The sequence below is a fragment of the Reyranella sp. genome, assembly GCF_004297265.1.
Taxonomy (GTDB): Bacteria; Pseudomonadota; Alphaproteobacteria; order Reyranellales; family Reyranellaceae; genus Reyranella.
Genome location: NZ_SCUT01000035.1, coordinates 54,301 through 65,567 on the forward strand (window position 1 = coordinate 54,301; position 11,267 = coordinate 65,567).

Here is an 11,267-nt window from a genome sequence, read left to right on the forward strand (position 1 = left end):
GATTGTCCGCCTCGCGTCGCGGGGGCGTGGTGTGGCATGCTCCGCCCCGCATGAAAATCCTTTCCCGTGTCCTTTTCCTGCTCTTCATCCTGATCGGCGTCCTGGTCGCGGTCAGCAATGCGCAGCTCGTGCAGCTCGCGCTGTGGCCGCTGCCGCATATCATCGTGATGCCGGTCTATCTCCTGGTCATCGCCATGTTGATGCTGGGCGTCCTGGCGGGGCTCGGCATGGGCTGGTGGGCCGGGCGGCATCATCGCCGCCGGGCTCGCGAGGCCGGCGGAGAGGCGGCGCGGCTGGATCGGGAAGTCGCACGCCTCAAGGCCGCGCAGGCGGTGCAACAGCCGGCGCCGGCCGGTCCTGCGCCGCGCGACCAGCGTGCCCTTGAGCGGCAGAGCGCCCTGGTGGCACCCGAACTCGGCTCGCAGGCCCGGCGGGGTCCGTTTTCATGAAGGTCCTGTCGGCGGCCGAGATCGACGCCGCCCTGGACGACCTCGCGCTGATCGACCGGCTCGATACGCTGTTCCGCGCGGGCTGCGAGATGCCCATCCGGCATCATCATCCGATCCGGGAGCCGCTGGGCCCCGGATCGGCCGATGCGATGCTGCTGCTGATGCCGGCCTGGACGACGGGCCAGTCGGGGGGCTCCTCGGGCCGCGTCGGCGTCAAGGTCGTGACGGTGTTCCCGGACAACGGCAAGCGCTCGCTGCCCTCGATCTACGGTCAATACCTGCTGCTCGACGGCAGCACGGGCGCGACTCTGGCGCTGCTCGACGGCACGATGCTGACCAAGCGGCGTACCGCCTGCGCCTCGGGCCTCGCCTCGCGCTACCTGTCGCGCCCCGACGCCGCGCGGCTGCTGATGATCGGCACCGGCGCGCTGGCGCCCGAGCTGATCCGCGTGCATGCCAAGGTGCGGCCCCTCGAGGAGGTGGCGATCTGGGGCCGCACGGCCACCCAGGCCGAGGCGCTTGCCGCAAGACTCTCGGCTTCGCTACCCGAAGCGATCGGTCGACCCATCACCGTCCGTGCCGTCGGCGACCGCGCGGCTGCCGTGCGCGACGCCGATATCATCTCCTGCGCCACGCTTTCGAACACCCCCCTGGTCGAGGGCGAATGGCTGCGCGAGGGCCAGCATGTCGACCTGGTGGGCGCCTACACGCTGCAGATGCGCGAAAGCGACGATCGGGCCGTGCAACGGGCCCGCCTCTATGTCGATACCCGTGCCGGGGCGCTGAAGGAGGGGGGCGACATCGTCCAGCCGATCGGCAGCGGCGCCATCACGGATGCCCACGTGATCGCCGACCTGTTCGAACTGACGCGCGGCCAGCAGGCCGGCCGTGCGGCTGGCGACGTCACCTCGATCACGCTGTTCAAGTCGGTCGGCGCGGCGCTCGAGGATCTCGCTGCCGCCGAGCTGGCCGTGGAAATGGCGGTCGAAGCTACGGCTCGATAAGCGCGCCCGACGACTTCAGGGCCTCGATGTCGTCGGCGCTGACGCCGGCCTCGGCCAGGACGGCGCGCGAATCCTGTCCCTGCAGTGGCGCCAGGGACCGGATGGACGGCGGCGTCCTGCTCATGGTCATCGGCGGCTCGACCATCATGATCTCGCCCTCCGACGGGTGCGGATACATCCTGAAAAGCTTGCGCCAGACGAGGTGCGGGTCCTCGAACAGGTCGGCCGGCTTCGAGACCGGGGCGTTGGGAATCTGCGCCTGGTCGAGCAGCTTCACCCATTCGGCCGTGGTCTTCGACGGCGCCAGCGCCTCGACCATGGCGTACATGTCGCCGATATGCATCGAGCGCGCGTTGATGGTCGAATAGCGCGGGTCCTGCAGCACCTCGGAGCGGCCGACCAGCTCGAAGAAGTTGCGCCAGTGCTTGTCGTTGTAGGGCAGGATCGCCATCCAGCCGTCGAGCGTGCGGTAGGGCTTGCGCGTGCGGGCGAGCAGGCGCGTGTAGCCGACCTCGCCCTTGTCGCTGAAAGTCCGTTCCCACATATGCTCGACCATCAGCCAGGCCGACATGGTCTCGAACATCGGCACTTCGACGAACTGGCCTTCGCCGGTGCGCTGTCTATGCATCAGCGCTGAAAGAGTCGAGAAGGCGAAGGTGAGGCCGACCGTCTTGTCGGCGATGATGGTCGGCGGATAGCGCGGGACGTCGTCGCCGGCAGCGCGGCCCATCAGGTCGGCGATGCCGAAGCGGGCCTGGATGGCATCGTCGTACGCCGGCAGTTTTCCGTAAGGACCGTCGGCCGAATAGCCGTAAGCGCCGACATAGACGATGTCGGGCTTCACCTTGCGGATCTCCTCGTAGCCCAGCCCTAGCGCCTCGATGGCCTGCGGCCTCAACGCGTGGACGAAGGCGTCGGCCGTGGCCACGACCTTGAGCAGGGCGTCGCGCGCGTCCTTGTTCTTGAGATCGAGGCAGAGCGAGCGCTTGTTGCGGTTTACATACAGATAAGTCGGTCCCATGCCCGGGTTCCTGCCGGGCTTGCCGATGTGACGCACCGCGTCGCCTTCCGGCGCCTCGACCTTGATGACGTCGGCGCCCTGGTCGGCCAGCATCATCGTGCCGTAGGGGCCGAGGATGATGTTGGTGAGGTCGACGATCCTGATGCCTTCGAGCGCGCCGGGCATTGCCTTGTCCTGTGTCGTGGCTGTGTCCGATCACACTGCCATCGCCTTGCCCGCTCGTCATCGTCCTTGCCATTGCGTCGCAAAACGCTGCCGGAAATCCTTGAAGCCGCGAGATAATGCCCGATGGTTGCGATGGGCTCCTCGATCATGAGGGCGCGAGGTTGCAACGACACGAGAAGTTCGCGCTTTCAGATTCCGAGTCCGGGAGTCAGGAGCTGCGCTCATTCACCTTCGGCAAAGAGTGTTATGTGGCCGTTGTGCGACGCGCTTTGGCGGTGTAGCGAAGGAGCAGCAAGCCGGGGGGGCGATGCGAAGCAACGTTGCAAAGAAGCAGCTTGAGTCGAAGACTGCGTCGAGTGCGGCATCCAGGCCCTATCGCATCGAAGACCAGATCGGCTACCTGTTGCGCCGCGCTCATCAGCGCGCGAGTGCCATCTTCCAGGGCGGGATCGGCGATCCCAACATTACGCCGACCCAGTATTCGAGCCTGGCCAAGCTCGACGAATATACCGAACTGTCGCAGAACCTGCTGGGCCGGCTCGTCGGCATGGACAAGGCCACGATGCAGGGCGTGGTGCGCCGGCTGAAGGAACGCGGCCTCGTCGATTCGCGTCCAGATCCCGGTGATGCGCGCCGCACGCTGCTCAGCCTGACGACTGAAGGGCAGAGACTGGTCGGCAAGCTGCTGCTGAACGGGCCTGCCGTCTCGCGCGAGACCTTGAAGCCGCTCAATGCCCAGGAGCAGAAGCAGCTCCTCGATCTCCTGTCACGGATCATCTGAATCCGACTCATTTGTTTGACTCGCACGCGGCCTGTGTCATCGTACGTACACGAACGATATGGGCGACTATCTCCGACCCCGAGGCCTTGAAGAGGCGCTCCAGGCACTGACCCGGCCTTTCACGGTGCTCGCCGGCGGCACCGACTTCTATCCTGCACGTGTGGGGCGTTCCGTCACCGAGGATATTCTCGACATTGCGGGAATCGCGACTTTGCGCGGGATTTCCGAGACGGAGAGTGGCTGGCGGCTGGGAGCTACCACGACCTGGGCCGAATTGGGCGAAGCGCTCCTGCCGCCTCTGTTCGACGGGCTGAAGCAGGCGGCGCGCGAGGTTGGCGGCCGGCAGATCCAGAATGCCGGCACGATCGCGGGAAACATCTGCAACGCCTCGCCGGCGGCCGATGGAGTGCCGGCCCTGCTGGCGCTCGATTCCGAGGTGGAGCTTGCCAGTCGGCATGGCACGCGCCGGATCCCGCTCTCCGCCTTCATCACAGGGGTGCGCAAGACCGAACTGCGTCCGGGTGAACTCGTCGTGGCGCTCCATGTGCTGCGTCCCCTGAACGACGCGAGGAGTGCGTTCCTGAAGCTCGGCGCACGGCGCTACCTCGTGATTTCGATCGCCATGGCTTCGGTCGTGGTCGAAGTCGAGAATGGAAAGGTTGCGGCGGCGCGTATCGCCGTGGGTGCCTGCTCTCCCGTTGCGCAGCGGCTGCCGGATTTGGAGCAAGCGCTGACGGGCGCTCGGTTCGACGCGCGCCTCGGCGAACGGGTCGCCGCTTCCCACCTGGCGCCGCTGTCGCCGATCGACGATGTGCGTGGCAGTGCGGGTTATCGCAGCGACGTGGCTCTGGTCCTGCTGCGGCGGCTCCTGTCGAAGGTGGCCGCATGAAGCTCGAATTCACTCTCAACGGAAACGCGGCGAGCTGGGACGGCCCGCCGGTCACGCGGCTGGCGGCGGCCTTGCGCGACGATCTTGGCCTGACTGGAACGAAGATCGGCTGCGATGCCGGCGATTGCGGCGCCTGCACGGTCCTGCTCGACGGGCGCCAGGTCTGCTCCTGCCTCGTCGCCATGGGCCAGGTCTCAGGCCGCAGCGTCGAAACGGTCGAGGGTCTTTCCGCCGACGGAGAGGTTGTCGCCGCACTCCAGCAATCGTTCCTCGATCATGGCGCGGCCCAGTGCGGCATCTGCACGCCCGGCATGCTGATGGCCGCCCAGGAGCTGGTGCGGCGGAACAGCAAGCCGACCCGGACCGAGGTCGAGGACTCGTTGGGCGGCGTGCTGTGCCGTTGCACCGGCTACGGCAAGATCGTCGATGCGGTGATGGATGTCGTCGCCTCGGCGCCGGTGACCGCACCGCCGGCGGGCGAAGCCGTCGGTGCGCGTATCGTCCGCGTCGACGGTCCGGCCAAGGTCACGGGCCGCGATCTGTTCGGCGCCGACGGCATCCCCGGGGACGCACTCTGGATCCGCGTCGTGCGCTCGCCCCATGCACGGGCGCGCTTCGAACTGGGCGATCTCGAACCGTTGCGCCGGCGTCTCGCGGCCGTCCTGACCGCGGCGGACGTGCCGTTCAACGGCTACGGCATCTATCCCGACATCAAGGATCAGCCGGTTCTTGCGGACGGGCTGGTCCGTTATCGCGGCGAGGCGGTCGTGGCGCTTGTCGGCGAGCGGGCCGAGGTGATGGCGATCTGCGACGACGAGGTGCCGATCGCCTGGATGCCCGAGACGCCCCTGTTCGGCGTCGATGCCGCGATGGCCGACGACGCGCCGCTGGTCCAGGCCGACAGGCCGGGCAACCTGCTGCTGAAGGGTGGCGTGAAGCGCGGCGATATGGCCGCCGCGTTCGAGGGTTGCGCGGCCGTGGCCGAAGGCACGTTCGAGACCGCGTTCGTCGAGCACGCCTATATCGAACCCGAGGCCGGCTGGGCGCGGCGGATCGGTGACCGCATCGAAATCCACGCCACGACGCAGACGCCCTACATGGATCGCGACGAGATCGCCAACCTGATGCGGCTGAAGCCCGAGGCGGTGCGCATCGTGCCGACCGCCTGCGGCGGCGGCTTCGGCGGCAAGCTCGATCTCTCGGTGCAGCCGCTGATCGCGGTCGCGGCGTGGACTCTGGGACGACCGGTGGCCCTGGTCTACACGCGGCCCGAAAGCATGGCCGCCAGCACCAAGCGCCATCCCGCCAGGGTGAGAGCGCGGTTCGGCTGCGATGCCCACGGCAAGCTCCTCGCCTGCGACGTGACCGCTCTCTTCGACACCGGCGCCTACGCGTCCTGGGGGCCGACCGTCGCCAACCGCGTGCCGGTGCATGCGATGGGCCCCTATGCCATTCCGAACGTGCGCACCTGGGGCGAGGCTTTCTTCACCAACGGTCCACCGGCCGGCGCCTTCCGCGGCTTCGGCGTGCCGCAGGCCGCCATCGCCCACGAGGCGATGCTGGACGAACTCGCGGACAGGCTGGGCATCGATCGGCTGGAGTTCCGCCATCGCAACGCGCTGCGCGCCGGCGACACGACGGCGACCGGCCAGACGCTCACCCATTCCGCCGGTCTCGCACAGTGCCTCGACGCGCTGCGGCCGCATTGGCGCAAGGCGCACGAGGAGATTGCCGCCTTCAACGCGACGGGCGGTTCGCGCCGTCGCGGCATTGGCATCGGCTGCATGTGGTACGGCATCGGCAATACCTCGATGTCGAATCCGTCGCGCATGCGGGTCGGCCTGTCGCCCGGCGGCACGCTCACGCTCTATAGCGGTGCGCTCGACATCGGGCAGGGCAGCAACACCATCATGGTGCAGATCGCCGCCGACGCGGTCGGCTTGCCGGCGTCGCAGTTCGCGCTGGTGACGGGCGACACCGATCTCACGGCCGATGCCGGCAAGACCTCGGCGTCGCGCCAGACCTTCGTGTCCGGCAAGGCGGCCGAGAAGGCAGGACAGGACCTGCGGCAGCAGATCCTGCGGCTGGCCAATGCCGGCCCCGATGCGGTCCTGTCGCTCGACGGCGCGACGCTCTCGGTCCGAGATGGCGCCGAGGTGCGCACCATCGACCTCGCCACCGCCGGCCCGCTGATGGGCGAGGGGACGTTCGATCCGCCGACGACGCCGCTCGATGCCGACGGACAGGGCGTGCCCTATGCGACCTATGCTTTCGCGGCCCAGCTCGCCGAGGTCGAAGTGGATACCGAACTGGGCACGGTGAAGGTCCTGCGCATCGTGGCCGCGCACGATGTCGGGCGCGCGATCAATCCGACCCTGGTCGAGGGCCAGATCCAGGGTGGCGTGGCGCAGGGGCTCGGCCTCGCGCTGATGGAAGAGTATCTGCCGGGCCGCACCGAGAACCTGCACGACTATCTCATCCCCACCGTGGGTGACATTCCCGAAATCGAGTGCCTCCTTATCGAGGATCGCGAGCCGCTGGGTCCCTCGGGCGCCAAGGGCATCGGCGAGCCGGCCCTCGTGCCGACGGCGCCGGCCATCCTGGGCGCGGTCCATCATGCGACCGGCGTGCGCGTCCATCGCGTCCCCCTGCTGCCGCACCGCCTGCACGAGGGCATTGTCGCTCTGAAGGGAAAATCACAATGAGCGAAGACATCTCGCTCTCGGAGGCCGAACGCAGCGCCGGCATCGTGCGCTGCGACGCCTGTCCCGTCCTGTGCCGCATCCGTCCGGGCAGGGCCGGCGCCTGCGACCGCTATGCCAACGAGAATGGCGCGCTGGTGCGGGTCGATCCGCTGGTCCTGCTGGCCAAGCCCGATCTCGCGCGCGTCGCCTTCATTGAAGGCAGCGAAGCCTGGCGCGGTGAGCTGGGCAAAGGAGAAGGCGCCTTCGTCACCGGCATCGGCGCCACCACGACCTATCCCGACTACAAGCCGGCGCCCTTCATCGTCTCCTCGAAGCATGACGGCGTCGACATGGTCACGGTCGTGACCGAGGGGATCTTCAGCTACTGCGGCGTCAAGGTGAAGATCGACACTGACCGCTATCTCGGGCCCGAGCAGGCGACGGTGCGGATGAAGGGCGAGGCGGTGGGCCATGTCACCACCGCCGAGTACGGCTCGCAGATGCTGTCGCTGGGCGGCGTGCATCATCTCACCGGCGGCAGCAAGAAGGAGGGCGTCGTCACCTGCGACGCGCTGCTGGCGCTGTGCAATCGCGAGGCCGTCGAACTAAGCATCGACGGCGGCTCGACGGTGGTGGTGCAGGCCGACCGTCCGCCGGTCGTGAACGGCGCACTCGAAGAGCGCATGCGGGTCGGCTGCGGCTCGGCCGCCATCGGCATGTTCGCGCCGCAGTGGAAGGACCATGTCGATGAGGTGATCGTAGTCGACGACCACATCACCGGCGTGCTGAGCGAGCATCAGGGCGGCGTTTTCCTCGACATGAAACCCGCCGGCATCCGCGTGCGCGGCCGCCGCTCGACGCCGGGCCGCTACTTCCAGGTCGCCGAGCCGGGACTGGGCTGGGGCGGCACCAATGTCAGCGACCCGCTGGAGATCATCGAGAAGATCGATCCCAGGCAGGCCTGGCCGGGGCTCAAGCTGCTGATGGTTTCGACGACCGGCGAGCATTCGGCCTGGTTCACGCTCGACGATCAGTTGAAGCCGCAGCCGGCCGAGATGCCGGCGCCGGTGCGTCATGTGGTTGAGCGCATCGCCGAGAATTGCGAGCCCGCTCTCTGCACCGTTCTGTTCATGGCCGGCGCCGGCGGCTCGCTGCGAGCCGGTGTCACCGAGAACCCGGTGCGTCTCACGCGCTCGGTGCGCGACACGCTTACGAAAGTCACGCTGGGAGGAGCACCGGCCTTCATCTGGCCGGGCGGCGGCATCACCCTGATGGTCGACGTGGCGCGCATGCCGGAGAAATCCTTCGGCTATGTGCCGACTCCGGCGTTGGTGGCGCCCATCGAGTTCACCTTGCGCGCCGACGACTACGCGGCGCTGGGCGGCTACGCCTCGCGCGCGGTTACCCTGGAAGACGTGCTGGCCCGCCACAAGGTGCGGGTCGAATGAGCGTTGTCGCCGCCCGCTTCGCCGACGGACGGCTGCACCTGCAGCACGGTCCGATCGATCTCATCATCGAGGCGTTCGGCGCGGCGGACGAAGTCGAGTGTGCCTGCCGGCAGGCCGTCGAGCATTTCGGCGACATCCTGCCGACCCTCGTTGGCGAGCTTGCCGTGCTGCGCCGGCCGGTGGCGGAGGCCTATCCGCTGCTGCAGGGTCCGGTGGCGCGCCGCATGGCCGAGGCGGTGTGGCCGCACCGCGCTGCGTTCATCACGCCGATGGCCGCCGTTGCCGGCGCCGTCGCCGACGAGATGCTGCAGGCGCTCGTCCACGGCCGCACGCTCGACAAGGCCTATGTGAATGATGGCGGCGACATCGCGATCCATCTCGCCCCGGGCCAGTCGCTGCGCGCCGGCATTTTCGCGCAAGAACTCGATGGCGCCGCGCTGCTGACGCATGAGCGGCCGGTGCGCGGGATCGCGACCTCGGGCTGGGGCGGGCGATCCTTCTCGCTGGGTATCGCCGACTCTGTGACCGTGCTCGCTTCGACGGCCGCCGCGGCCGACGCGGCAGCGACGATGATCGCCAACGAAGTGAACGCCGACCATTCGGCCATCGAGCGCCGGCCCGCATACTCGCTCGATCCGGACAGCGATCTCGGCGAGCTATTGGTGACGGTGGCGGTCGGTGATTTGCCACAGGAGATCATCGACGCGGCGCTCGATCGCGGCGCGGCGGAGGCGCGGCGGCTGAGGCTCTGCGGTCTGATCGACAGCGCGGCGCTGTCGTTGCGGGGTCACTGGCTAATCGAAGCAGGCGGCACGCCGCTTGCTCTGTCGGAGGCGGGATGAGCGACTTGGTGAAAATCCGCAAATACGTGGCGACGGTCGAGGAGACGCTCCACGACTTCGGACCGGCGCTGGCGCGACCGGTGACCAAGGCGGTGGTCGGCGGTGTCATCGCCAACCCGTATGCCGGCCGGCACGAGGTCGACATCCAGCCGATGATGAAGGCACTGGAGCCACTGGCAATTGACCTGACCGAACGGGTGATAAAGATCCTGGGTGTCAAAGGCTCCGAGCTGGAGGCCTATGGCAAGGGCGCCATCGTCGGCCTGAACGGCGAACTGGAACATGCCGCGCTGTGGCACCAGCCCAGTGGCTTCGGCATCCGCCACGCGATGGGCGGCGCCAAGTCGATCGTACCCTCGACCGTGAAGGTCGCTTCCGCCGGGGCGCGCATCGACATTCCGCTGCATCACGTGACGGCGGCCTATGTGCGCAGCCATTTCGACGCCATCGAGTTCTGCGTGCCCGACGGGCCGCGCCCGGACGAGATCGTGTTCATCGTCGCCGCCTCGATCGGAGGGCGGCCCCATGCGAGAGTGGGCGGGTTGACGCCGGACGGGATCAAGCTGGGCGACGGGCAACGATGAGGAACCAGGACGGTCACCGAAGGATGCAGGCACGGTCGAGCTTCGCCGACGGAGCGCTTGTGGGAGAGGGGCTGGCCTCGCTAGGGTCGGTTCACAGGGAGTGTTTTCACTCATTGAAGAGGGGGATGTCATGCTGACTCGCAATCGCCTGTTGGCCGGCGCAGCCGCGCTGGTGGCGCTATCGCTCGCCGGACCGGCTGCCGCGCAGGCGCCGATCAAGATCGGCGAACTCAACAGCTACAAGGTCTTTCCGGCCTTCCTCGAACCCTACAAGAAGGGCATCGAGCTGGCGGTGGAAGAGGTCAACGCCGCGGGCGGTGTGCTCGGCCGCAAGATCGAGGTCGTGAGCCGTGACGACAACGGCAATCCCGGTGACGCCGTGCGAGTCGCCGAGGAACTGCTGAGCCGCGAGGGTGCCTCGTTCCTGATCGGCACCTTCCCGTCGAATGTCGGCCTTGCCGTCGCCGACTTCGCCAAGCAGCGCAAGGTCCTGTTCATCGCCGCCGAGCCGCTGACCGACAAGATCGTCTGGGACCAGGGCAACGCCTACACGTTCCGCCTGCGTACCTCGACCTACATGCAGACGGCGATGCTCATTCCCGACGCCGTCAAGCTCAAGAAGAAGCGCTGGGCGATCGTCTATCCGAACTACGAGTACGGCCAGTCGGCGACGGCCGCCTTCAAGAAACTGCTGAAGGAGAAGCAGCCCGACGTCGAGTTCGTCGCCGAGCAGGCGACGCCGCTCGGCAAGATCGACGCCGGCGCCGTGGCGCAGGCCCTGGCCGACGCCAAGCCCGACGCGATCTTCTCCTCGCTGTTCGGTCCCGACCTCGCCAAGTTCGTGCGCGAGGGCCAGACCCGTGGCCTGTTCAAGGGCGTCGAGGTCTTCAACCTGCTGGCCGGCGAACCCGAGTATCTCGATCCGTTGAAGGAGGAGTCGCCCGACGGCTGGTACGTCACCGGCTACCCCTGGAGCGAGCTCAAGACGCCGGAACACACCAAGTTCCTCAACGCCTATCAGGCCAAGTTCAAGGACTATCCGCGGCTGGGCTCCGTGGTCGGCTACGCGACCGTGATGTCGGCTGTCGAGGGAATCAAGAAGGCCGGTTCGCTCGACCAGGACAAGCTCGTCGCCGCGATGAGCGGCCTGAAGCTCATCACGCCGTTCGGCATGATCGAGTACCGGCCGATCGATCATCAGTCGACCATGGGCGCCTATGTCGGCCAGATCGGCGTGAAGGATGGCAAGGGCTACATGAAGAACTGGCGCTTCGTCGACGGCAAGGATGCCCTGCCGAGCGACGCCGACGTCCAGAAGATGCGGCCGAAGAACTGATAGCGCGTCTGTTGCTTGCCCCCTCCCCAACCCTCCCCCGTCTGACGGGGGAGGTGGCCCGAAG

The 11,267-nt window shown here is 67.6% G+C and carries 10 protein-coding genes; 9 read left to right on the forward strand and 1 reads right to left on the reverse strand.

What is annotated here, in order from left to right:
- Positions 1–50 precede the first annotated feature (50 nt).
- On the forward strand, positions 51–449 hold the full coding sequence (locus EPO41_RS15535) for a lipopolysaccharide assembly protein LapA domain-containing protein (RefSeq protein ID WP_296326697.1): 399 nt from the start codon (positions 51–53) through the stop codon (positions 447–449).
- Positions 446–1,453 carry an ornithine cyclodeaminase family protein gene (locus EPO41_RS15540; RefSeq protein ID WP_296326699.1) on the forward strand — a complete coding sequence of 336 codons (1,008 nt, stop codon included), beginning with the start codon at positions 446–448 and terminating at the stop codon, positions 1,451–1,453. Before EPO41_RS15535 ends, EPO41_RS15540 begins: the two co-directional genes overlap by 4 nt.
- Here the strand turns inward: EPO41_RS15540 and EPO41_RS15545 are convergent.
- Entirely contained in the window at positions 1,440–2,639 is a 1,200-nt protein-coding gene (locus EPO41_RS15545; protein WP_296326701.1) for a CoA transferase, read from the reverse strand. The genes EPO41_RS15540 and EPO41_RS15545 overlap by 14 nt on opposite strands.
- Positions 2,640–2,946: 307 nt before the next feature.
- On the opposite strand from EPO41_RS15545, the gene EPO41_RS15550 reads away from it, so the two are divergent.
- The 7 genes from EPO41_RS15550 (at position 2,947) to EPO41_RS15580 (ending at position 11,203) form a co-directional block, all read left to right on the forward strand.
- The gene (locus tag EPO41_RS15550; RefSeq protein ID WP_296326702.1) at positions 2,947–3,420 is read left to right on the forward strand and encodes a MarR family winged helix-turn-helix transcriptional regulator; all 474 of its coding nucleotides are present in this window, start codon (positions 2,947–2,949) and stop codon (positions 3,418–3,420) included.
- Between the two features lie 58 nt (positions 3,421–3,478).
- Positions 3,479–4,309, forward strand: a complete 831-nt coding sequence (locus EPO41_RS15555; protein ID WP_296326704.1) for a xanthine dehydrogenase family protein subunit M — start codon at positions 3,479–3,481, stop codon at positions 4,307–4,309.
- Positions 4,306–7,014 (forward strand): molybdopterin cofactor-binding domain-containing protein, encoded by a 2,709-nt coding sequence (locus EPO41_RS15560; RefSeq protein ID WP_296326706.1) that lies wholly within the window; start codon positions 4,306–4,308, stop codon positions 7,012–7,014. The genes EPO41_RS15555 and EPO41_RS15560 overlap by 4 nt, the downstream gene beginning before the upstream one ends.
- On the forward strand, positions 7,011–8,441 hold the full coding sequence (locus tag EPO41_RS15565; RefSeq protein WP_296326707.1) for a 6-hydroxynicotinate reductase: 1,431 nt from the start codon (positions 7,011–7,013) through the stop codon (positions 8,439–8,441). The genes EPO41_RS15560 and EPO41_RS15565 overlap by 4 nt, the downstream gene beginning before the upstream one ends.
- The gene (locus EPO41_RS15570; protein WP_296326709.1) at positions 8,438–9,283 is read left to right on the forward strand and encodes a UPF0280 family protein; all 846 of its coding nucleotides are present in this window, start codon (positions 8,438–8,440) and stop codon (positions 9,281–9,283) included. The genes EPO41_RS15565 and EPO41_RS15570 overlap by 4 nt, the downstream gene beginning before the upstream one ends.
- Positions 9,280–9,867, forward strand: a complete 588-nt coding sequence (locus EPO41_RS15575) for an amino acid synthesis family protein (RefSeq protein WP_296326710.1) — start codon at positions 9,280–9,282, stop codon at positions 9,865–9,867. Before EPO41_RS15570 ends, EPO41_RS15575 begins: the two co-directional genes overlap by 4 nt.
- Before the next feature lie 130 nt (positions 9,868–9,997).
- Positions 9,998–11,203: an ABC transporter substrate-binding protein gene (locus tag EPO41_RS15580; protein WP_296326711.1), complete on the forward strand. Its 1,206-nt coding sequence runs from the start codon at positions 9,998–10,000 to the stop codon at positions 11,201–11,203.
- The last annotated feature ends 64 nt before the right edge of the window (positions 11,204–11,267 follow it).